The 20,944-nt window shown below is 62.9% G+C and carries 21 protein-coding genes; 11 read left to right on the forward strand and 10 right to left on the reverse strand.

Annotated elements, in window-relative coordinates:
* Positions 1 to 137: 137 nt before the first annotated feature.
* On the reverse strand, positions 138 to 1,895 hold the full coding sequence (locus tag ACMDCR_RS26110; protein WP_413989409.1) for an ABC transporter transmembrane domain-containing protein: 1,758 nt from the start codon (positions 1,893 to 1,895) through the stop codon (positions 138 to 140).
* A 368-nt stretch (positions 1,896 to 2,263) separates the two neighbouring features.
* Between ACMDCR_RS26110 and mgtE the strand changes: the two genes are divergently transcribed.
* Positions 2,264 to 3,637 (forward strand): magnesium transporter, encoded by a 1,374-nt coding sequence (mgtE, locus tag ACMDCR_RS26115; RefSeq protein WP_413989410.1) that lies wholly within the window; start codon positions 2,264 to 2,266, stop codon positions 3,635 to 3,637.
* A gap of 283 nt (positions 3,638 to 3,920) precedes the next feature.
* Entirely contained in the window at positions 3,921 to 4,148 is a 228-nt protein-coding gene (gene rpmE, locus ACMDCR_RS26120; RefSeq protein ID WP_413989411.1) for a 50S ribosomal protein L31, read from the forward strand.
* A gap of 233 nt (positions 4,149 to 4,381) precedes the next feature.
* Here the strand turns inward: rpmE and ACMDCR_RS26125 are convergent, their stop codons facing one another.
* Positions 4,382 to 4,573, reverse strand: coding sequence for a DUF1192 domain-containing protein (locus ACMDCR_RS26125; RefSeq protein WP_413989412.1), 192 nt, complete (start codon positions 4,571 to 4,573; stop codon positions 4,382 to 4,384).
* Between the two features lie 391 nt (positions 4,574 to 4,964).
* Here ACMDCR_RS26125 and ACMDCR_RS26130 point away from each other — a divergent pair, with 391 nt between their 5' ends.
* Complete coding sequence (locus ACMDCR_RS26130) at positions 4,965 to 5,681, forward strand: DUF1013 domain-containing protein (RefSeq protein WP_413989413.1); 717 nt, start codon at positions 4,965 to 4,967, stop codon at positions 5,679 to 5,681.
* Positions 5,682 to 5,858: 177 nt separating this feature from the next.
* Here the strand turns inward: ACMDCR_RS26130 and ACMDCR_RS26135 are convergent, their stop codons facing one another.
* Positions 5,859 to 6,149 (reverse strand): hypothetical protein, encoded by a 291-nt coding sequence (locus ACMDCR_RS26135; protein ID WP_413989414.1) that lies wholly within the window; start codon positions 6,147 to 6,149, stop codon positions 5,859 to 5,861.
* Between the two features lie 131 nt (positions 6,150 to 6,280).
* On the opposite strand from ACMDCR_RS26135, the gene gcvA reads away from it, so the two are divergent.
* Positions 6,281 to 7,204, forward strand: a complete 924-nt coding sequence (gene gcvA, locus ACMDCR_RS26140; RefSeq protein WP_413989415.1) for a transcriptional regulator GcvA — start codon at positions 6,281 to 6,283, stop codon at positions 7,202 to 7,204.
* A 43-nt stretch (positions 7,205 to 7,247) separates the two neighbouring features.
* Here the strand turns inward: gcvA and ACMDCR_RS26145 are convergent, their stop codons facing one another.
* Positions 7,248 to 8,195 carry an IS110 family transposase gene (locus tag ACMDCR_RS26145; RefSeq protein ID WP_413987661.1) on the reverse strand — a complete coding sequence of 316 codons (948 nt, stop codon included), beginning with the start codon at positions 8,193 to 8,195 and terminating at the stop codon, positions 7,248 to 7,250.
* A gap of 282 nt (positions 8,196 to 8,477) precedes the next feature.
* The gene (locus tag ACMDCR_RS26150; RefSeq protein WP_413993733.1) at positions 8,478 to 8,684 is read right to left on the reverse strand and encodes a YdcH family protein; all 207 of its coding nucleotides are present in this window, start codon (positions 8,682 to 8,684) and stop codon (positions 8,478 to 8,480) included.
* Between the two features lie 412 nt (positions 8,685 to 9,096).
* Here ACMDCR_RS26150 and ACMDCR_RS26155 point away from each other — a divergent pair, with 412 nt between their 5' ends.
* From ACMDCR_RS26155 to ACMDCR_RS26165, 3 genes are all read left to right on the forward strand, one after another.
* Positions 9,097 to 9,276 (forward strand): YdcH family protein, encoded by a 180-nt coding sequence (locus ACMDCR_RS26155; protein ID WP_284314740.1) that lies wholly within the window; start codon positions 9,097 to 9,099, stop codon positions 9,274 to 9,276.
* Positions 9,277 to 9,461: 185 nt separating this feature from the next.
* Positions 9,462 to 10,592 (forward strand): DUF6600 domain-containing protein, encoded by a 1,131-nt coding sequence (locus ACMDCR_RS26160; RefSeq protein WP_413989416.1) that lies wholly within the window; start codon positions 9,462 to 9,464, stop codon positions 10,590 to 10,592.
* 41 nt (positions 10,593 to 10,633) lie between these two features.
* Complete coding sequence (locus ACMDCR_RS26165) at positions 10,634 to 11,542, forward strand: creatininase family protein (protein WP_413989417.1); 909 nt, start codon at positions 10,634 to 10,636, stop codon at positions 11,540 to 11,542.
* Positions 11,543 to 11,609: 67 nt separating this feature from the next.
* On the opposite strand, the gene ACMDCR_RS26170 is transcribed toward ACMDCR_RS26165, so the two are convergent.
* The 4 genes from ACMDCR_RS26170 to ACMDCR_RS26185 form a co-directional block, all read right to left on the reverse strand.
* A complete protein-coding gene (locus tag ACMDCR_RS26170; RefSeq protein ID WP_413989418.1) occupies positions 11,610 to 12,686 on the reverse strand; it encodes an ABC transporter ATP-binding protein in 1,077 nt (358 codons plus the stop codon).
* An 18-nt stretch (positions 12,687 to 12,704) separates the two neighbouring features.
* The gene (locus ACMDCR_RS26175) at positions 12,705 to 13,490 is read right to left on the reverse strand and encodes an ABC transporter permease (RefSeq protein ID WP_413989419.1); all 786 of its coding nucleotides are present in this window, start codon (positions 13,488 to 13,490) and stop codon (positions 12,705 to 12,707) included.
* Complete coding sequence (locus ACMDCR_RS26180) at positions 13,487 to 14,389, reverse strand: ABC transporter permease (RefSeq protein ID WP_413989420.1); 903 nt, start codon at positions 14,387 to 14,389, stop codon at positions 13,487 to 13,489. The genes ACMDCR_RS26175 and ACMDCR_RS26180 overlap by 4 nt, the downstream gene beginning before the upstream one ends.
* 70 nt (positions 14,390 to 14,459) lie before the next feature.
* Positions 14,460 to 15,512: an ABC transporter substrate-binding protein gene (locus tag ACMDCR_RS26185; protein ID WP_413993734.1), complete on the reverse strand. Its 1,053-nt coding sequence runs from the start codon at positions 15,510 to 15,512 to the stop codon at positions 14,460 to 14,462.
* Between the two features lie 332 nt (positions 15,513 to 15,844).
* On the opposite strand from ACMDCR_RS26185, the gene ACMDCR_RS26190 reads away from it, so the two are divergent.
* Together ACMDCR_RS26190 and ACMDCR_RS26195 are read left to right on the forward strand one after the other, a co-directional pair.
* The gene (locus ACMDCR_RS26190; RefSeq protein ID WP_413989421.1) at positions 15,845 to 17,134 is read left to right on the forward strand and encodes an adenylosuccinate synthase; all 1,290 of its coding nucleotides are present in this window, start codon (positions 15,845 to 15,847) and stop codon (positions 17,132 to 17,134) included.
* Between the two features lie 261 nt (positions 17,135 to 17,395).
* Positions 17,396 to 18,679, forward strand: a complete 1,284-nt coding sequence (locus ACMDCR_RS26195; protein ID WP_413989422.1) for a hypothetical protein — start codon at positions 17,396 to 17,398, stop codon at positions 18,677 to 18,679.
* A 118-nt stretch (positions 18,680 to 18,797) separates the two neighbouring features.
* On the opposite strand, the gene rpoH is transcribed toward ACMDCR_RS26195, so the two are convergent.
* Positions 18,798 to 19,685, reverse strand: coding sequence for an RNA polymerase sigma factor RpoH (gene rpoH, locus ACMDCR_RS26200; RefSeq protein ID WP_413989423.1), 888 nt, complete (start codon positions 19,683 to 19,685; stop codon positions 18,798 to 18,800).
* Between the two features lie 469 nt (positions 19,686 to 20,154).
* On the opposite strand from rpoH, the gene ACMDCR_RS26205 reads away from it, so the two are divergent.
* Positions 20,155 to 20,520 (forward strand): DUF883 family protein, encoded by a 366-nt coding sequence (locus ACMDCR_RS26205; protein WP_413989424.1) that lies wholly within the window; start codon positions 20,155 to 20,157, stop codon positions 20,518 to 20,520.
* Positions 20,517 to 20,915 (forward strand): hypothetical protein, encoded by a 399-nt coding sequence (locus ACMDCR_RS26210; RefSeq protein WP_413989425.1) that lies wholly within the window; start codon positions 20,517 to 20,519, stop codon positions 20,913 to 20,915. Before ACMDCR_RS26205 ends, ACMDCR_RS26210 begins: the two co-directional genes overlap by 4 nt.
* Positions 20,916 to 20,944 lie beyond the last annotated feature (29 nt).

The raw sequence follows: 20,944 nt of genomic DNA on the forward strand, positions 1-20,944 counted from the left end.
GGGAGGCACGGCCGCCGTGCCTCCGACACCCCGGCGATACTCGATAAAGAATTCATGATTTTCCGGGATGACACGGGCCAGATCCTGGCCCCGCTCGTCTTGTTTAGACCATTTCAGGTAGCATCCGAAATAAAGGCCTACGCCGCGTCCCTGAACTGCAGCTGTGCCAGGCGCGCATAGAGGCCGCCCCTCGCCACCAAGGCATCGTGCGTGCCCTCTTCGACGATGCGACCTTCATCCAGCACCACGATGCGGTCCGCCGCCTGCACGGTGGCGAGGCGGTGGGCGATCACCAGCGTGGTCCGCTCGATCATCAGGCCGTCAAGGGCGCGCTGCACCGCCTTCTCGCTTTCGGAATCGAGGGCCGAGGTCGCCTCGTCGAGCAACAGCACCGGCGCATCCTTGAGGATGGCGCGGGCGATGGCGATGCGCTGGCGCTGGCCGCCCGACAGGGTGACGCCGCGCTCGCCGATTGGCGTGTCATAACCCTGCGGCATGGCGCGGATGAAACCATCGGCGGCGGCAAGGCGCGCAGCCTCCTCCACCTCGGCATCGCTGGCGTCCGCGCGGCCGAAGCGGATGTTGTCGCGGGCGCTGGCGGCGAACACCACCGGATCCTGCGCCACCACAGCGATGCGCTGGCGCACGCGCTTGGGGTCGGCGGTCGGCAGGGCGATGCCATCGAGCGTCACGCGCCCCTGCAGCGGATCGTAGTAGCGCAGCAGGAGCTGGAACAGCGTGCTCTTGCCAGCGCCGGAGGGACCAACGATGGCAACGGTCTCGCCTGCCTTCACGTCGAGGTCGATGCCGTGCACCACCGGCCGGTCGGGCTGGCCGGGATAGGCGAACTCGACCTTCTCGAACGTGATGGCGCCGCGGGCGGGCTCTGGAAGCGCAACGGGCCGTGCCGGTGCCGCGATGGCCGGCACTTCGTTGAGGAGTTCGCCAAGCCGCTCGGCCGCGCCGGCGGCCTGCACGATCTCCGACCAGACCTGGCCGAGCTCGGACAGCGCGCCCGCGCCGAACACGGCATAGAGCACGAATTGCGACAGCGTGCCCGGCGTCATCGTGCCAGCCACCACGTCATGAGCACCAAGCCAAAGCACCGCCACGACCGAGGCGAACACCAGGAAGAGTGCGATGGCGGTGAGCACGGCGCGCGAACGCGTGGAGGTCGCGGCAGCCTCGTAGGCCTTCTCGACCTCACCGGAGAAACGCCCGATCGCCAGGCGCTCGGCCGTGAAGGACTGGATCACCCGCATGGCGCCGATGATCTCGGCGGCATAGGCTGAGGCATCGGCGAGCGTGTCCTGGGCCTTGCGCGAACGCGTGCGTACGGAACGCCCGAAGGCGACGAGGGGCAGCACGATGATGGGAATGGCGATCAGCACCAGCGCCGACAATTTCGGGCTGGTCCACACCATCATCGCCACTGCGCCGGCGAAGAGGAAGAGATTGCGCAGCGCAATCGAGGCGGAAGAGCCGAAGGCAGCCTTGATCTGCGTGGTGTCGGCGGTGAGACGCGATACAACCTCGCCTGTCTTGGCGGTGTCGAAGAAGACGGGCGACAATTCGGTGAGATGAGCGAAGACCGCCGTGCGGACATCGGCGACGACCCGCTCGCCGAGCGTCATCACCAAGTAATAGCGCGAGGCGCTGGCCAGAGCCAGGATCAGCACCACGCCGACCATGGCGAGGAAATAGGAATTGATCGTATCGGCATGAGAGGACAGGAAGCCGAAATCGATCATGCGGCGCACGGCCATCGGTACCGCCAGCGTGGCGGCGGAGGCGACGAGCAGTGCGACGAAGGCGAGGAGAATGCGCCCGCGATAGACCATGGCGTAGGGCGCGAGCGCCGTAAGCGGCCGCAGGGAACGGCTCCTTCTGGCCATCTCAGCCGCTGTTTCCGGGGTTTGGGCGGTTATTTCTGTAGCCACGAAACAATCTTCCTCACGAGCGCGCGGGACAATGCCGTGCCGCGGCCCCGGCTGCAATCGCGCCGTTTCGAACCGCTACAGTTTGCCGCGGCATATACCCCCGTGCACCGCGCAAAAAAGCGCTTGACTGCGACGGCGCAGAAGCGCAATTCGCCATTGTTCCGGCTCACGAATTTATTCGTATCCCGGACCCCACGAGACCCCAAGATCCATGCCAAGCGACAGTACCAGTCGAATGTTCGCGCCGTTGACGGCTGAGATGGACTGACCGCATTCGCGGGCTCATCCTTCCGGCCGGCAACGGCCGATAGGAAGGAAGAGCCATGGAAGACCTGGCCGAAAAGAATGTCGACCTCGCCGACCGCGACATCCTCGATGTCTGCCTCGGTCTCGAGCATGTCGCCGATATCGTCGAATTGCTCAATGAGCAGGATATCGAGGAGCAGGCCCGCGTCCTCATCCACCTGCCCGACGAGCGCGCCATCGAAGTGCTCGACCAACCCGGGCTGGACGATCCCGCCGCCCTGATCGAGGCGCTGCCGACCGATCGCGCCTTGAAACTGCTCGCGGGCATGTCCTCGGACCGTGTGGCGGATGTGTTCCGCTACATGAACGATCCGCCGCGCTCGGACCTGCTGCAGCGCCTCGACCCGGAGACCCGGACATCGCTGGACAAGGTGCTGTCCTATCCCGTCGACAGCGCCGGTTCTCTGATGACCACCGAATTCGTCTCGGTGCCCTCCTCCTGGACGGTGGAGCAGACGCTGGACCATATCCGCCGCGTCGAGCGCACCCGCGAGACGATCTATTCGGTTTATGTCCTCGATCCGAAGACCCGTCAGCTTCTCAAAGCCGTGGCGCTACGCCGCCTGATCACGGCCGATCCCAAGGCCTCGGTGCTCACAGCCGCCCGTTTCGACAAGCCGATCACGGTCTCCCCCACAGCCGACCGCGAGGAGGTGGCCAAGCTCATCTCCAAATACGACCTTCTGGCCGTGCCGGTGGTCGATGAGAGCTGGCATGTCATCGGCATCGTCACCGTCGACGACATCATCGACGCCATCGTGGCCGAAGGCACCGAGGATGCCCAGAAGTTCGGCGGCATGGAGGCTCTGGACGAGCCTTACAACACCATTGGCTTCTGGGCGATGATCAAGAAGCGCGCCGGCTGGCTGTGCATCCTGTTCCTTTCGGAAATGCTCACCGCCAGCGCCATGCAGCACTTCTCGGACGAGCTCGACAAGGCGGCGGTGCTCACCTTGTTCATCCCACTCGTGATGTCCTCGGGCGGCAACTCCGGCTCGCAGGCGACCTCGCTGCTGATCCGCGCCATCGCACTTGGCGAGGTCAAGCTCAGGGACTGGTGGCGGGTAGCGCTGCGCGAACTGCCGACCGGCATCTGCCTCGGCGCCATTCTGGGCGTGCTCGGCGTGCTTCGCATCACGGTGTGGCAAACCGCCGGCTTCTTCGATTATGGCGTGCATTGGGGCCTCGTCGCCTTCACCATCGCCATGGCGTTGACGGCGATCGTCACCTTCGGCTCGCTGGCGGGGTCCATGCTGCCCTTCGCCCTGAAGAAGTGCGGTCTCGACCCGGCCAGTGCCTCGGCGCCCTTCGTCGCCACGCTCGTCGATGTAACGGGGCTGGTGATCTACTTCTCCGTGGCCTTGCTCATCCTCAAGGGCACTTTGCTGTAGCGGCGCTGAGCCCTGGAAAGGCGCAAATTTTGTCATGCCCGGGCTTCGTCCCGGGCATCCAGTCTTAACTTCCATCGAGCATCGCGCCCCCCTCGATCACCGGCACGAAGCCCGGTGATGACGAAAGGCCGAGTTTCCCGATCTTTTATCGACTTCTGTCGACCGGCACTTGCAGACAGACGCTTGAACATTGGCGGGTTTTGCGCTATCGACCCGCCACTCATTCGAATTTGACCTTATCCGACCGGGGTAGCGCTCCGGCAAAGAGCAGGATTTGACCCCCATGAAGGCCGACATTCATCCCGACTACCACAAAATCAAGGTCGTTCTGACCGACGGCACCGAGTTCTACACGCACTCCACCTATGGCAAGGCAGGCGACACGCTGCAGCTCGACATCGACCCCAAGTCGCATCCGGCCTGGACCGGCGGCACGCAGCAGCTCCTCGACCGCGCCGGCCGCGTATCGAAGTTCAACCAGCGCTTCGCCGGCATCAGCTTCAAGCGCTGATCCGAGCTACCATCGCGGTGACGCTGAAAGCGGGCCTTCGGGTCCGCTTTTGTTTTGGGAGAAGCAAGCAAAAAGAAGCCGCGAGAAGATCGCGGCTTAATCCAAGTCAGAAACAGGGAGGCGTCAAACAGAGTGAACAGGAGCCACTCGAACATCCAGGAAAGCTGGAATGGGCACAGGCTACCTGAGAAAACTTACTGTTCGGTTAATCCGGGGGCACGCGCTCCCAGCGTCTATTTCTTGAAAAACGCGCTCGCTGCCGACATCGAGGCGGCCTTGCGCTCTTTCGCCTCTTCCATGCGCTTGATCTCGTCCTTCAGCGCCGCAATGCGTTCATCGAGCTCGTGCAGCGAAAGCGTGGAAAGATCCTGGCCGATCTGGTGGCCCGCAGCAGCCTTGCGTGGTTCGTCGTCGAAAACGGCCATGTCTTTCTCCTGCAGCCCCGGGCTCGCGGCCCCTCTTCGGCCCGTTGTGCCGCCATCTCCTGCGTCGTGGCAAGCCTTATCCCATCCGCGTTCGCGATGAAGAGTTCGTAGCGACTTCCTGGCGTAACAGTCGGGGGACCGCTCGCTATCTGCACGACGTTGAGCCGATCGAATACGTCTCGCTCCCGAATTCCGAACCTTGCGCAGCGTCATGATACCGGTACATCGGCTTTTGTCGACGTCCTGCACCCTCGAAAATGCGTAACAGGCTTTCCTTTCGGCCCGACGACGACTATATGGGGGATGAATCCCGACAATCAGCTCGCGTCGGGCTTCGCTCCGGGAGGCCGGTGCGAGGCGGCAGCGAGTTCATGCTTCCGAGGAGATGCTTATGTCGACCGCCCCGCTGATGCCGAAGGCCACCGCTGTCTGGCTGGTTGAGAACACCGCCCTCACCTTCGACCAGATCGCCGATTTCTGCAAATTGCACCCGCTGGAGGTCAAGGGCATCGCCGATGGCGAAGTCGCCGCCGGCATCAAGGGCCAGGATCCGGTGATTGCCAATCAGCTCACGCGCGAGGAGATCGCCCGTGCCGAGCGTGATCCCAACTACCGCCTCAAGCTGGCGGAGCCGAAGGTGAAGATCGCCATTGCCAAGGTGAAGAAGGGCCCGCGCTATACGCCGGTCTCACGCCGCCAGGATCGCCCGAACGCCATCCTCTGGCTGGTCAAGAACCATCCGGAACTCAAGGATGCGCAGATCATGCGCCTGGTCGGCACGACCAAGACCACGATCGCCGCCATCCGTGACCGCACGCATTGGAACACCCAGCAGCTCACCCCGGCGGATCCGGTGATGCTGGGCCTGTGCACCCAGATCGACCTCGATTTCGAGGTGGCCCGCGCCTCTAAGGACCGCGCACCAGAGCCCGAAAGCGCCACGCTGCTGCCGGCCGAGATCACCACGGGCCCAGCCGAGCGTGCCCACAGGGTCGAGGATCCCTTCGCTTCGCTCGGCAACAAGCCGCGCCAGAACGAAGACGAAGAGGTACTCGATGTTGCCAATGTCTTCGCCAAGCTCAAGGGCATCAAGCAGAAGGACGATTGAGGCTTCTCGGCCGTCCGGCATCGATGCGCCATTGCAGCGCGATCACGGCAAGGCGTGGTCGCGCTTTTCCTTTGTTGCCTGCCGCCGCACTTCCTTCGAACGGCGATCCTAAAACACCCAAAGGCGCGGCCGGCTTCCCGGTCGCGCCTTTCAGATCACGGTCACCCTGCTCCGAGATCAGCCGATCGGACGGCCGAACTCGTCGCGAACCCCTTCATGTGGGGTGTAAAGCACGGGGAGCACATCCTCGTCGCTGTAGGCGTCGTGCAGGCGGGACGGCCTCGACAAGGCGAAAAGCTCTGCCTGGTGCCGGTCATAGCGCTCCGCCGCCTTTTCGATCAGCGATTGTAGACCTTCGAATAGCGTTGCAAAGAGCGGATAACTTACCCGAACCTGCGTCCCGTGCAGGGCCGGGGAATAGCTCCACTGACGGCCCCATTCATCCTCGTGAAATTCAACGCTCGACATGACACATATCCTTAACAAAAAGTTAGTTCTTGGTTTCCCTATGACATTCATTTTCAATGTTTTATGTGGATTCATCAAGGCAGATGACCTATCTTCATCATCAAGAATAACTTGATGATTGCAGGCATGTGATGAACAAATCTGGCACAGGGCTGGGCGCGCTGTGGACGTTCGCCGCCGCCGCTCGCCATCTCAGCTTCGCCAGGGCGGCGGCGGAGCTCGACGTCACGCCGGCGGCGGTGAGCAGTCAGATCCGCGCCTTCGAGGAGCGTCTTGGCACGCGCCTGTTCTTCCGCACCAGCCGCAGCATGCGCCTCACACATGCGGGGGAGGAATTGCTGTCCTCCACAGCCGGAGCGCTGCGTACCATCGACGAGGCACTGCGCCGCGCCGCCAACACCACGCATCGGGAGACACTAACCGTTTCTTCCGGCCCCTCCTTCGCGGCCAAGTGGCTGGTGCCGCGTCTGCCGCACTTCCGGCAGAAATTCCCGGAGATCGAGATGCGCATCGATATCTCCGACACGCTGGCCGATTTCGGCCGCGAAGAAATCGATGTCGGCATCCGTTTCGGCCGGGGGGTCTATCCCGGCCTGCGCTCGGACAGGCTGTTCGACGAGGTGGTCTTTCCGATCTGCAGTCCCAGACTATTGGAAGGCCCGGTACCGCTGCGCGAGCCCAACGACCTGCAGCATTTCACCCTGATCCATCTTGACTGGTACGGACAGGGCGATGCCTGGCCGGACTGGCGCATGTGGCTGCTCGCCGTCAAGGCCGACAAGCCCGACCCCAGCCGCGGCCTGCATTTCAGCCAGTCCGTCATGACGCTGCAGGCCGCCATCGATGGCCAAGGCGTGGCGCTTGGCAACACCAGCCTTGTGGGTGACGACCTCGCCGCAGGCCGGCTGGTGCGCCCCTTCGATCTCTCGCTCAGGATTTCACCGGAATTCGCCTATTATCTCGTGGCGCCCAAGACAAAGGCCGACAAACCGATGATCAAGGCCTTCCGCGAGTGGATGCTGGGCGAGATCCAGAGCAGTACTGCGCCAGGGTAGGGCCGGGAGCGCAGACGCCATTCCTGGGAGTATCCGTATTCGGTCAAGCAGCTTTAGGCGTCCAAATCCGATTATCTCGCAAGAGGGCGTTAGCGAGGATGATGAGCTTGCGCATGATGGCGACGATGGCGATTTTTTTGGGTTTTCCGGCGGCGACCATGGCCTGGTATTTAGCGGCGAGGTCGGGGTTCCATCGGATAGCGGCGACCATGGGCATATAGAGGGCTCGTCGCAGAAGGGCTCTTCCCCCGCGAATGAAGCGCTTGCCATTTTTGCTGCCGCTGTCGCGTGGGACAGGGGCGAGGCCGGCCAGGCTTGCGGCTTGAGGGGGAGACAGGGTGCCCAGTTCAGGCATGTGGATGAGCATGGCGTGAGCTGTGATGGGTGCCACGGCGGGGATGGAATCGAGGATTTCGGCTCTGCGCTTGAAGGCGGGATCCTTGTCGGCCCGCCTGGCGATCTCCTCGTCGATGGCGTTTATCTGCGCTTGGGTCAGAGCCAGTGTCTTGGCGAGTTGGCGCTTGATCAGGGGGAGTTCGGCGGTTTGCTGGCGGGTCTGGGTTGCCACTTTGATCTTCATCAGGGCGTCCCGCGCCGCGGCCAATTGCTTCATCTCCTCAAGGGCCTGGCTGACGATGAGGGTCGGCTCGGGCTGGACGGCCTGGCCATAGCGGGCCAGGGTCATGGCATCGATGCGATCGGTCTTGGCCAGCCTGCCAATACCTTCGGCAAAGCGTCGGGCCTGGCGCGGGTTGAGCTTGACGGCCGGCAGGCCGGCCTGGTTGAGCGCGCGTTCGAAGGCGCGATGATAGGCCCCCGTTGCTTCGAACACCACACGCTCGACAGTCCAGGAAGAAAGCCAGGCAAGCAGGGCGCGATGGCCCGCCTGGGTGTTGGCAAAGCGCTTGATGAGGCCTGCCGGGTGGACAGCCACATCCAAATGATCCTTGCCGATGTCGGTGCCGACATTGTGTGCTAGGCTGCTCGTCATCTTTTCCAAGTCCTCTGCTTGTCTCCGGAGCAATGCCGGTATCCGTTCAGGCCTCATGGAAAAGAGAGGGGTGGTCAGACTCCTAAGTCAGTCCTTCGATTATCGCAGGCACGACCCGTCCCCTCCCGCCTCCAGCTCGGCGGCCACCGAGCTGGAGGCATCCAAAAGCTAGGCTTGCACGATGGGATTGAAATAGACAATCGCAGGCATCTCTGCCTGCTCTCGGATACGGATTGCTGTCCGGCAAGGGAAGAGCAGGCTGGAGGCCTGCGATCCCAGGAACTACGCAATGATATCCGGCGTCAGCATGTCCTCGATATAGGAGATGCGGTCTTTCAGATGAAGTTTGCGCTTCTTCAGGCGCTGCAATTGCAGTCGATCCGGTGAGCCCACCTGTTCAAGCGCGGCGATTGCAGCATCGAGGTCGCGGTGTTCCTGGCGCAGCTGGCCCAGTTCCGCCACGAACGCGGCTTCCTCCTCCTCACTCAGCGGATCTGACAAGCCGTTACCTTTCCGTTCCAAACCGCGCAGCCTTGGCTTGAAAGCCACACTGCGATTCTTGTTCGCTTTGCCCCGTTGCCGCGCGGGGAAGGATTATAGCGCAAACTATGCCGGTGCGATTCGTCACCCGCAAGCGCTGTGGAAAGATATCGCCATCTATTTACACGCGTTTGGTGGGCATTGGCGGGGGAACCATGAAACAAGGCTGCTACATCCTTGTTTCCGCACCCTTTTCAGCGTCAGGCACCTTGGTGTATCGCCTAGTAAACTATTGTTCCGACTAATGTAATTGCTGCTTTGCACAATTGATGAAGGCCTAAAAATCTCGAATTTTCCTTCGACAAGCCTTGCATTTCGTGAGAACGTTAGATGTCGGAACTGTGACAACAAGGAGCCGTTAATGCCTGTGCAGTCGCATCTGGTTGAGTTGGAGCGTAAGCATCACGCTCTCGAAACCGAACTCACCATCGCCTTGTCGCATCCCTCCTCGGATGATCTCAAGATTGCAGAGCTGAAGCGTAAGAAACTCCTTTTGAAAGATGAAATTGAGAAGTTGAAGAGCACCGGGACGGTGCACTGACCCAGCCAAAGCTGGAGCATTCCCAACCGCCGGCCTGGAGTTGATCCGGGGCCGGCGGTTTCATTTTGGGCAACCGGCAAGGCGTCAGCCGATCGCCGCTCGTGTGCCAAATCATACGGACAGGTCACGCCGACGAGCCCATGATGTCACACGATTGAGGTGACATCCCACATGAGGGGCATGCGATGGCCGGCACGAGGGGAAATATCGGAACTGTGCTGTTGACATCGGCGATGCTGGCCATGTCCTCGCTCGTGCCGATCGCCGGGCTGACCGCACCCGCGCAGGCGGCACCCGCGGCGGCGGTACAGCCCCAGCCGCCCACACTCGAGGACTTCAAGACGACGCTGTCGAATTTCGGACAGTTCATCTATTCGGAGCGTTACGGCAATGTCTGGCAGCCAACCTCCCTGCCCGCGGGCTGGCACCCCTACCCCGCCTGCCACTGGGTCTACGACCGCACCTATGGCTGGACCTATGACGACCCCACAGCCTGGGGCAAGATTGTGCACCACTATGGACGCTGGGCGCATGACGACCAGGCCGGCTGGGTCTGGATCCCCGGTACCGAATGGGCGCCCGCCTGGGTCATATGGCGCAGTGGCGGCGACTGGACCGGCTGGGCGCCGACGCCCCCGAACAGCGACCAGCAGGAAATCACGCTGGCAAGCTTCAACGCCGACAAGCAATGGACCTTCATCGAGACGGCCAAGCTCGCCAATCGCTGCGACGCTGAGCCGGCCGCCGCCCCCGCTGCAGCCTTCTCGGGCAGCGCACCAGTGACCAGCATCAGGGTTGTGCGCGGCATCGCCGTCTATGTGCTACCCCCGCCGGCCACGTTGATCGACTACGATACAGGTCCGGTGATCGCGTGGAAGCCGGACTTCCTGGGCGAATGGCTGCTCTGGCTCAATACCGCCGCCTCGGCTGCGGCTGTCAATATCGGCCCGGGCCATGCGGCCGTCTGCCCACCGGCCGTGGCGCCGGCCGCCGCTCCCTACATCTCGACGCCGCCGCCTCCGCCGCAGGGCCAGAAACCCCTCAAGAGGCGCGCCACGCGCAAGGACTACCAGCCTCCCCGCCAGGGCCGTCCGCCCGTGCTGGTGCAGGAAGGCCCCGCTTACGAGCCGCCTCCCGTCTATGTCGACCCGCCGGTTCGGCGCCGGCCCGCGGACTGGGTACCGCCCTATGTGCGCCCGCGTCCCTATCCAAGGCCTCGGCCGGTGTTGACGCCGCAGAACTATCCCGACCGGCCCTATTATCCCCGCAGCCCACGCCGCATACCCGGTCCCTATGACGAGCCGTTGATCCGGTAGAAGAGAGCGTGCGCTGACCTGAGATCGCAGGGCGAGCCGTTTTGCCTCAATATCGTCTCGACAGCGCACTGGAAGTCCGCGATCCCTCGCTCTATCGTCCGGCCTTTCCTTCCTGCCCGGACCTTGCCATGCCCTCTTCCGTTGCCCTGCCCCGTCGCCATTGGTTCGAGATGACGACGGAGGAGTTCCGCACCTCCGACACCTCCTCCTGGATTGCCGTGCTGCCGATCGCGGCCGTCGAGCAACATGGCCCCCATCTGCCCGTCGGCGTCGACAGCATGATCATGCAGGGCTACCTCGACCGGGCCATTCCCCTCATTCCCGCCGACATTCCCGCCACCTTCCTGCCGATCCAGATGATCGGCAAGTCGAACGAGCATCTGGAATATCCCGGCACGATCAGCCTGTCGGCGGAGACCGTGTTGCGCGCCTGGGTCGAGATCGGCGAGAGCGTTCATCGCGCCGGCGTAAAGAAGCTGCTGATCGTCAATTCGCACGGCGGCAACATGGCGGTGATGGACATCGTGGCGCGGGAACTGCGGGTGCGTCATGGCATGCTGGTCGCCTTCACTTCCTGGCATATGTTCGGCTATCCCAAGGGTGCCTTCGCGGAGGATGAGATGCGGCTCGGCATCCATGCAGGCGAGGTCGAGACGGCGCTGATGCTCGAATTCAGACCCGAGCTTGTCCATATGGACCGCGCCAGGGATTTCCGTCCCGTGACCTACGAGATGGAGCAGACCTTCAAATATCTGCGCACCGGCCGCCCGGGGGGCTTCGGCTGGATGGCGCAGGACATCCGCCCCGAAGGCGCTGCGGGCGACGCCTCGAAGGCAACGCGCGAACACGGCGCGCAATCGGCCGAGTTCGGCGCGCAGGCCTTCGTGGACCTGCTGCGGGATGTCAGGGATTTCGACCTGTCGAGGCTGAGGAAGGGCCCGCTCGGGTAACCTGGGAGAGCGGACGTCCCTACGACACTCAAGCGAGTGTCGTAGGGACGTCCGCTCTCCCAGGAATTCACGCCGCCTTGGCGGCGTCGTCCAGCAGCAGCAGGTCGTCGCGCCCGAAATTCAGGGCCACCGTATCGCCCGCCTTCGGCGGCACCGCGCTCGACGTGTTGAAAGTATCGAGCGACAGACGATTCGATCCCAGATTCACGTGGATGCGCACGATCGAACCCAGGAAGCTGACGAGGTCGATCTTGCCATGGAGCGTGTTGCGGGTATTGCCGCCTTCGCCGAGTTCCACCGTCTCCGGGCGCAGCGCCAGGCGACGGGTTTCGCCATTGCGGGTGCCCTGAAGGCCGCGGCCGACCACGACCTCCTGGCCGTCGATCGAGAAACGCCCGCTCGCCGCATCGGCAACCGTGCCGGTGAGGTAATTGAGATGGCCGACGAAGGAGGAGACGAAGCTGGTCTTGGGGAAATTGTAGATCTCGAAGGGCGTGCCAACCTGCTCCATCTGTCCGGCGCTCATCACGACGATGCGGTCGGACATGGAGAGGGCTTCCTCCTGGTCGTGGGTGACGAACAAAGTGGTAATGCCGAGCTGTTGTTGCAGCACGCGGATTTCGTCGCGCAAGGAGACGCGGATCTTGGCGTCGAGCGCCGAGAGCGGCTCGTCGAGCAGGAGGATCTTGGGCTGCACTGCGATGGCGCGGGCCAGCGCCACGCGCTGCTGCTGGCCGCCGGAAAGCTGGAAGGGATAGCGGTCAGCGATGTGCGGAAGCTTGATCATGTCCAGCATCTGCTTGACGCGATCGGCGGTTTCCGCCGTCGACTTCTTGGCGATCTTCATGCCGAAGCCGATGTTCTGCGCGATCGTCATGTTCGGGAACAGCGCATAGGCCTGGAATACCATGCCGACATTGCGCTGGTTGGGCGCAAGCGAGGTGACTTCCTTGCCGTCCATCTGGATGGAACCGGAGGTCGGCGTTTCGAAACCGGCCACCATGCGCAGCACCGTGGTCTTCCCGCAGCCGGAGGGCCCGAGAAGGGTGATGAATTCACCCTTGTTCACCGAGAGATCGAAGTGCTTCACGACCTGGTTGGGGCCGTAGCTCTTCTTGAGATTGGAGATATTGAGGAATGACATCGTGACCTCCCAAGGCGCTCAGCGCGCTGGTCTGGCGGCGCGCGAGCGGCCAGCGAGTTGGAGCAGGCCCATGCAGGCCCAGGTGATGATGAAGGCGACAATGGCCAGAGCCGACGGCTCGTAGGCGCGATTGGCGCCGATCAGCTGCAGATAGGTACCGAAGACCGGACGATTCAGCAGGCTGGCGAAGGTGAATTCGCCGATGACGATGGCAAAGGCGATGAAGGAACCGCTGAGCACACCGGACCGGATATTGGGCAGGATGATCTGCGAAAGGATGGTGAAACCGCTGGCACCCAGGCTTTGCCCAGCCTCCGTCAGCGTCTTGACATCAATCGCCCGCAGGCCGGCGTCCACTGAACGATACATGTAAGGTAGCGCCAGCGTGACGTAGCCAAGAGCGAGCAGGAGATCCGTCGTCCAGGCATTGGTCGTCAAGGGTAGCCAGGATGATGAATTGAACATCCGGATGTAGCCGAACACGATGATGATTGCCGGAATCACCAGCGGCAGCAACGTGACGAACTCAACCGGGGAGCGCCAGGACGGCAGGCGCAGGCGAACCAGATAGGCGGCCGGAACCACCAGCAGAATGCTGAGGATGATGGTCGCGAACGCCAGCAGGATCGAACGGCCAAATGCGATCTGGAAATCCGGCTGCACGAAGACGACGCGATAGGCCTCGAAGCTGTACTGGCCACGCAGCATGCGCAGCGAGAACTCGAAAGTCGCGAGCAGCGGGACGATGAAGTAGCTGATCGCCAGTATGATGATCAGCCAGGAGAGAATGTTGACTTTTTTCATCGCACCCACCGTTCGCTATAGCTGCGCAGCCAGATATAGGCGCCGCTCGACAGGCTGGTGATCACCACCATGCCGAACGCGATCGCGTAGCCGAGATTGGGATTGTTCAGCACGTCGCCACGGATCTGGGCCATCAACTGGATCGGAATGATCGGCAGGCTCGAGCCCGTCAGCGCATAGGCGGTCGCGACGGCACCGAAAGCATTTGCGAAGAGCAGCAGGGTGGCGCCCAGGATGCTGGGAAAGAGGATCGGCAAGGCGATGCGGCGCCAGTAATCGGCGTTGGTGCCGCCGAGTACGGCATTGGCTTCGCGCCATTCCTTTTTCAGGCCGTCCATCGCAGGCGCGATCACCAGAACCATCAGCGGGATCTGGAAGTAGAGATACACCAGCGTCAGACCGAAGAAACTCAGGATGTTGAAGCCGGTCGCATAGAGGTTGAAGCCCAGCCAGTCACGCAGGAGCACGGTGACGAGGCCGACCCGGCCCAGCGTGGCGAGGAAGGCGAACGCCAGGGGAATTCCCGCGAAATTCGAAGCAACGCCGGAAAAAGTCATCACGGCGCCCCGCATCCAGCCCGGCAGGCCGCCGAGGATGATGGCGTAGGCGACGAAGAAACCGACCAATGCCCCGCCAAGCGCCGAGGCGAAACTGACCTTGATACTCAGCCAGAACGAGGAGACGATGGTGGGATTGGTGAAGAGCTCGCCAAGATTGGCGAGGGTGAAATGTCCCTCGCGATCCAGGAAGGCCCCGACCATCAGCAAAGCCGTCGGGATGATCAGAAAAATCGCGGCGAATAGCGCGAAGGGCAACATACCGACCGCGGCCCAGGTCTTCGTTCGCGCTTCGGTCCGCCCTTTGGGGGCCGGAGAAGCAATTTCGATAGTAGCGCTCATCGTCCTGCCGCCATAAATTGAAATCCTGCCCGGAGGCTCCGGGCAGGATAACTATCGTAATGAGAACGACTTACTTGACAGCGGCGCCGACCTGGCTGTCCCACCCCTTCGCGATCACAGTGCTTCCTGCATTCTGCTGGTCGAGAGTGGGGAACACGGCCTTGGCGTAGGATTCTGCCGGCGGCAGCTTGGCGAGCAAGTCCGCGGGCACCTTCTTGTTGGCGACCAGGTCGTTGAAGCGGATCGGATGGCAGTAACCCTTGAGGAAGCCGAGCTGGCCTTCGTCCGAGTAGAGGTATTCCATCCACAGCTTGGCGGCGTTCGGATGCGGCGCGTAGGCGCTGATGGCCTGGACATAGACGCCGGCGATCACACCGGTGTTGGGAACCACGACGTCAACGTCCGGATTGCCCTTCAGGGTGTCGCGGTCAGCGAGGGCGTTGTAGTCCCAGCGGATGATCACCGGGGTCGTGCCCTGGGCAAGCGAAGCGGACTTGCCGATGGTGGGCACGAAATTGCCCTTCTTGTTCAGGTCGGCGAAGAACTTCAGGCCTTCATCGCCAGCCTTGCTGGCATCGCCCTTGGCGCCGGAAAGTCCGGCAGCATAAACGGCCATGGTGGCCTGGTTGGACACGCGGGGGTCGCCGGCCAGCGCAACGGCATTGGCGAAATCGGAGCCGAGCAGGTCAGCCCAATCCTTGGGCGAGGTCTTGATGATGTCCTTGTTCACCTCGAAGGTGAGAACGCCATAGTAGTCGCCATACCAGGCGCCATCGGCATCCTTGGCGGTGTCCGGAATCGTGCTCCAGGTCGAGACCTTGTAGGGCTGGATCAAGTTGTCGGCCTTGCTCTTGGGGCCGAAGGAAAGACCCACGTCGATCACGTCCGGAGCCTGCGGGCCGGTGTTGCCCTTGTTGGCCTTGATGGCCTCGACTTCGTCGCCCGAACCGGCATCCGGGTTGAGTTCGTTAACGGTCAGACCGTACTTGGCCTTGAAGCCGTCGATGATCGCGCCATAGCCGCACCAGTCGTGCGGCAGCGCGATCACGGTGAGCTGACCTTCCTTCTTGGCGGCGTCGATCAAATCCTGGCTCTGGGCAAACGCGCTGCCCATCGAGGCCATCAAGGCCAGGGACGATACCGATGCGATACCAAGCCACGTTTTCCTGCTCATGTTCAACTCCTTGATGGTGCCGCGCTGGCCCATTTTTTCCCCGTACGGGTTTTTACAGCGGCGCTGGTATCAATGACGGTTGACACTTTTGTGTCAATCCTGATTGTCATATATGACAATCAGTATTTTAGCGGTTTAGGGCGGAATTTTACGGGTTTACGTGCCTGTTACAATCCGTTAGGAAGTGAAAAAGCCCGGCCATCGGATGAGCCGGGCTTTTGCGCGTCCGGGCTGTCGCACACTGAAATTGGCCCCGGGCCAGAGAGAAAGGGAGAGTGCTTGTGGCCAATGTCGTCGTGGTCGGGTCGCAATGGGGTGACGAAGGCAAGGGCAAGATCGTCGACTGGCTGTCGGAACAGGCCGATGTCGTCGTCCGCTTCCAGGGCGGCCACAATGCCGGCCACACCCTGGTGATCGGTGAGAACGTCTACAAGCTCTCGCTCCTGCCCTCCGGCATCGTGCGCGGCAAGCTCTCGGTCATCGGCAATGGCGTCGTGCTCGATCCCCGTGCCTTCGTGGCCGAGGTGAAGAAGCTTGGCGACCAGGGCGTGAAGGTCACGCCCGCCGTGCTGCGCATCGCCGAGAATACCCCGCTCATCCTCTCCTTGCACCAGGAGCTCGATCGCCTGCGCGAATCGGCGACGGACGGCACCAAGATCGGCACCACCGGCCGCGGCATCGGCCCGGCCTATGAGGATAAGGTCGGCCGTCGCGCCATCCGCCTGATGGACCTCGCAGACCTCGAGGCCTTGCGCCCGAAGATCGCCCGGCTTCTCAATCACCACAACGCCCTGCGCCGCGGCAATGGCCAGGCCGAGATCGACCCGGAAGCGCTCTACGGCGAGCTCGCCGATGTCGCCCCCCTCGTCCTTCCCTTCATGGACGATGTCGGTGCCCTGCTCGACAAGAAGCGCAAGGCAGGCAACCGCATTCTGTTCGAGGGCGCGCAGGGTGCCCTCCTCGACATCGACCACGGCACCTATCCCTATGTCACCTCCTCCAACACGGTGGCGGGACAGGCGGCGATCGGCTGCGGCCTCGGGCCCAGCGCCATCGACTATGTGCTCGGCATCACCAAGGCCTATACGACCCGCGTCGGCGAGGGCCCCTTCCCCACCGAGCTGCATGACGAGACCGGCCGCCTGATCGGCGAACGCGGGCGCGAATTCGGCACGGTCACCGGCCGCGCCCGCCGCTGCGGCTGGTTCGATGCGGCTCTCGTGCGCCAGACCATCCGCACTTCCGGCATCACCGGCATCGCCCTCACCAAGCTCGACATCCTCGACGGTTTCACGACGATCAAGGTATGCGTGCGCTACGAGCTTGACGGCCGCGAGATCGATTATCTGCCCGCCAGCCAGGCGGCGCAGGCACGCGTGAAACCGATCTATGAAGAGATCGAGGGTTGGCAGGAAACCACTGCCAAGGCACGCTCCTGGGCCCAGTTGCCGGCGCAGGCGATCAAATATGTCCGGCGCATCGAGGAACTCATCGGCGCTCCCGTGGCGGTGCTCTCCACCAGCCCGGACCGGGATGACACGATCCTTGTGCAAAACCCTTTTCAAGTCTAAGAGCGAACCTATTCCGGTCAGATTCGGGCGGTAGTGCGTGAGTGCCGTAGGTCAGGCTAGGCGGTTTCTTAAGCAAATTCGCTTAGCTTGCCAGGTGTTTGGCAGTCTTTGATTCCGCCTGGAATGGCGGATCAATCGTGGCGAAGGCCATGCAGCGCTGCCTGGAGTCCCTGCAGCAGCCCATCTGCCTTTCAAGAGATTGAGCCAGGACGAGTGTCGACGGATTATTTCCCTCCCATCCAGCGAGCGGTACAGGGGCTGTTGCCCAATACCCAGGAGACCCGCAGCGCTCTTTACGAAAAAGCGCGCGCGGCGCTGCTCCGGCAGCTCAACGCCGCCGACCCGGCCCTGACCCCCGGCCAGATCTCGCGGGAGCGCGGCCTCCTGGAGGAGGCCATCCGGCGGGTCGAGCACCACTACGACGAAGCCGAGCTGACGCCCGAGCCGATGGCCTCCGAGCGCCCTGCGGCGCCCAAACCCGCGAACGCGGCCGATGACGCTTCACTGCCTGAGGATGAGGCCGCTGCGGAAGAGCCCGGGACTGCGCCCGCCTGGCAGCCCGAAGGCCTGCCGGCTTTTGTCGAACGCCGGGCCGAGAGGCGCCGCCCTCAGGCCCCGCGCCGCAACGCTGCCGGAGGCGGTCTCCAGCGCTATGCCGTGATGGGGCTTGTCGGCCTTCTCATTGTCGGTGGCGGTGCGGCCACCGCCCTTTATCTGCGCAGCCATGACGAGAAGACCGTGCTCGTGCCGGCGCAACCTGCGCCCGGGCCGCAAGCCGCCGCCAAGCCAGCCGATCCCGATCCCGCCAAGCTGAACGACCGCCTCGGCGGCGGGCCCAGCGCACCGCCCCCGAACCAGGTCGCGGTGGCAACACCGACGGTGCAGACCCGCTCGATCACGCCGGAGCCCGAGCGGACGCCGGCGCCTCCCCCGCCGACGACCGCGCCGGCCCCTCTCCTGCCTTCTGCGCCGACACAGGCGCCCGAGGGACAGCGTGCGCGCATGCTGGAGGAGGATCCGACGGCCCCCATGAAGGGACGCGTCTTCGAGGGGACGGTGAACTGGCGTACGGAGTCGCAGGCAAGCGGCACCAATGGTCCGCTCGAAACGGTGGTTATCGGCGAGCTCAACTTCCCCGACCGCAAGATGAAGGCGCTGCTCACCCTGCGCCGGAATTCTGACCCGGCCTTCCCGGCCGCCTTCCTGCTGCAGATCCAGATGACGGTGCCGCCCGATTATCCCAACGGCAATATTGGCTCGCTCAGCGGCGTCAACGTCAAGCACGCGCCGCAGGTCACCGGCACGCCCCTCGATGGAGTGCTGATGAAGGTGACGACCGGCGTGTTCCTGATGGGCATCGCCGACCCCTTCAACGAGAAGGGGCGTAACGCCAAGATGCTGCAGGACAATGAGTGGTTCGACGTCCTGTTTGCCTTCGACAATGGCCGCAGGGCCGTGATCACCTTCGAGAAGGGACCGGCCGGCAACAAGGTCTTCAATGACGCCATGGTAGCCTGGAACAACGGCACGGCTACGATCCAGTAAGATCGAAGCGGCAGTGGAGCTCCCGTCACAGCGAGCGCAGCGAAGCAATGACGGGAACGGCACTCCAACAAAAGAAGCCGCCCTTTCGGGCGGCTTCCTTGCCTTGACGGTATTGACCTTAGGCCGGGGCGTGCACCGCCTCGAGACGGGCGACGCCTGAGCGCACGGCGGCCTGCACCTTCTCGAAGGCGCGGACCTCGATCTGGCGCACGCGCTCGCGCGAGACGCCGAACTCGTCCGACAGCTCCTCGAGCGTGATCGGATCATCGACCAGGCGACGAGCCTCGAAGATTCGCCGTTCGCGATCGTTCAGGACGTTGAGGGCCTGGCGGAGCGCGGTGGTGCGATTGTCGCTCTCCTCGCTCTCGGCGAGACGGGCCTCCTGGTTGCTGGTCTCGTCGACCAGCCAGTCCTGCCATTCGCCGTCGCCATCCTCGCGCACTGGCGCGTTGAGCGAGGCGTCGCCACCGAGGCGGCGGTTCATCTCCACCACTTCCTGCGCTTGCACGCCGAGCGATTTGGCAATCGACTGCACCTGGTCGGGACGGAGATCGCCCTCGTCCAGCGCGGAGATCTGGCTCTTGGCCTTGCGCAGGTTGAAGAAGAGTTTCTTCTGGTTGGCCGTGGTGCCCATTTTCACGAGCGACCAGGAGCGCAAGATATATTCCTGTATCGAGGCGCGGATCCACCACATGGCATAGGTGGCAAGGCGGAAGCCCTTTTCCGGCTCGAAGCGCTTGACGGCCTGCATCAGGCCGATATTGCCTTCGGACACGACTTCGCCCAGCGGCAAGCCGTAGCCGCGATAGCCCATGGCGATCTTGGCGACCAGACGCAGATGCGAAGTTACAAGCTGGTGAGCCGCATCACGATCGCCATGCTCGCGCCAGCGTTTCGCAAGCATGTATTCCTGCTCCGGCTGGAGCATTGGGAAGCGGCGGATTTCATCGAGATAACGCGAAAGGCCACTCTCGGCGGCCAAGACGGGAAGCGCGGCAGAAGCCATATGTTCCTCTCCTCTGAACCCCCTTTTTGGGCGGTTCAATCGCCATCCCCCGTACTGGGCAGACGACGCCTACGTGATATGGGGACGGCACATGCATTTGTGAAGACCCCTTCAGGAACCTTCCTGCACCACCTGGCGGCCCCGCATGTGCCCTTGCAGACACGGACCAATCCCCTATCGACCGCGTATCATGCGCCCGATTGCGGCGATTTCACGTTGCAATTTTGGGAGGTCCGCCATGCATTGCGCTAAGGGCTCCGAAAGACTCTTGCAGCATGACCGGCAGGTCTGGGCCCTTGCGCTGGATCAAGATAGCCGCGGCCGTGGTGTTTACCGTAACCACTCGTTTACCTTGTGCTATCAGCCGGGTTCTCTATCTGTTGAGGGGAACAAATCTGCCCCAAGGAAGTTCCTCGCACACCAAAACGAAGACCGCATTTCATCGTTCACCAGTACGGGAGACATGAGAATGGATGGAGACAAGCGAGTGGAACAGGCCAAGGCACGCATATCCGATGCGCTCACCACGGATATCGACGCACTGCGCGCCGAGGTTGCCCGCCTGACGGAGCAGCTCAGCAGCTTCATCGACGAGGAAAAGTCCACCTTGTCGAAGCTCCTTTCCAAGGAAGCCAAGAGCGCCAGGCAGATGTTCGACAGCACGCTGAGCGATGTCGGAAGCAAGGCAGGCGAGATCAGCGATGCGGCCAGGGAGCAGGCCTCGGACCTGCAGAAGGCCACGATCGACTATATCACCAAGAAGCCGCTGCAATCGGTGGCGATCGCCGCGGGGATCGGCCTGCTGCTCGGCCTGTGGAGCAAGAACCGCTCGTGATGCGCCTTGTTGCTCTCGGCAGCCTCGCCAAGAAGGAAGTGGGCACGGCCCTGCGCCAGCGCGGGGCCGTTTTTCTGTGGCAGGGCATCGCCGGGCTCTGCGTGGTGGCCATTGCGGTCATCGGCCTTATAAGTCTCCACCGTTTCGTCGGCGAGCGCTACGGTCCCTATTGGGCGGATGCCGCCCTTGCCGGGCTGTTCGCGGTGACCGCCCTGATCGCGCTTGCGGTATCGATGCAGTTGGACAAGCGCGCCAAGCGCCGCGAGGCGCTCGCCGCCACCATGCTCGCCGCCGCCGGCCTTGCCTCGGAAGTGCTGCCTGACAAGAAGTCCGTCACCCAGGCCCTGGTCATCGCCGCCCTCGCCGGCGGCTTCTGGTTCGGCCGGAAGAGATAGGCACGCTGGGATCGCAGGCCACCTTGCCC

This window comes from Labrys okinawensis, assembly GCF_047345005.1.
GTDB lineage: Bacteria > Pseudomonadota > Alphaproteobacteria > Rhizobiales > Labraceae > Labrys > Labrys okinawensis.

Coding starts and splice junctions, on each gene's coding strand:
- ACMDCR_RS26110 (WP_413989409.1), bottom strand. CDS start 1,895: ATGGCCAGAAGGAGCCGTTCCCTGCGGCCGCTTACGGCGCTCGCGCCC.
- mgtE (WP_413989410.1), top strand. CDS start 2,264: ATGGAAGACCTGGCCGAAAAGAATGTCGACCTCGCCGACCGCGACATC.
- rpmE (WP_413989411.1), top strand. CDS start 3,921: ATGAAGGCCGACATTCATCCCGACTACCACAAAATCAAGGTCGTTCTG.
- ACMDCR_RS26125 (WP_413989412.1), bottom strand. CDS start 4,573: ATGGCCGTTTTCGACGACGAACCACGCAAGGCTGCTGCGGGCCACCAG.
- ACMDCR_RS26130 (WP_413989413.1), top strand. CDS start 4,965: ATGTCGACCGCCCCGCTGATGCCGAAGGCCACCGCTGTCTGGCTGGTT.
- ACMDCR_RS26135 (WP_413989414.1), bottom strand. CDS start 6,149: ATGTCGAGCGTTGAATTTCACGAGGATGAATGGGGCCGTCAGTGGAGC.
- gcvA (WP_413989415.1), top strand. CDS start 6,281: ATGAACAAATCTGGCACAGGGCTGGGCGCGCTGTGGACGTTCGCCGCC.
- ACMDCR_RS26145 (WP_413987661.1), bottom strand. CDS start 8,195: ATGACGAGCAGCCTAGCACACAATGTCGGCACCGACATCGGCAAGGAT.
- ACMDCR_RS26155 (WP_284314740.1), top strand. CDS start 9,097: ATGCCTGTGCAGTCGCATCTGGTTGAGTTGGAGCGTAAGCATCACGCT.
- ACMDCR_RS26160 (WP_413989416.1), top strand. CDS start 9,462: ATGGCCGGCACGAGGGGAAATATCGGAACTGTGCTGTTGACATCGGCG.
- ACMDCR_RS26170 (WP_413989418.1), bottom strand. CDS start 12,686: ATGTCATTCCTCAATATCTCCAATCTCAAGAAGAGCTACGGCCCCAAC.
- ACMDCR_RS26175 (WP_413989419.1), bottom strand. CDS start 13,490: ATGAAAAAAGTCAACATTCTCTCCTGGCTGATCATCATACTGGCGATC.
- ACMDCR_RS26180 (WP_413989420.1), bottom strand. CDS start 14,389: ATGAGCGCTACTATCGAAATTGCTTCTCCGGCCCCCAAAGGGCGGACC.
- ACMDCR_RS26185 (WP_413993734.1), bottom strand. CDS start 15,512: ATGGCCTCGATGGGCAGCGCGTTTGCCCAGAGCCAGGATTTGATCGAC.
- rpoH (WP_413989423.1), bottom strand. CDS start 19,685: ATGGCTTCTGCCGCGCTTCCCGTCTTGGCCGCCGAGAGTGGCCTTTCG.
- ACMDCR_RS26205 (WP_413989424.1), top strand. CDS start 20,155: ATGGATGGAGACAAGCGAGTGGAACAGGCCAAGGCACGCATATCCGAT.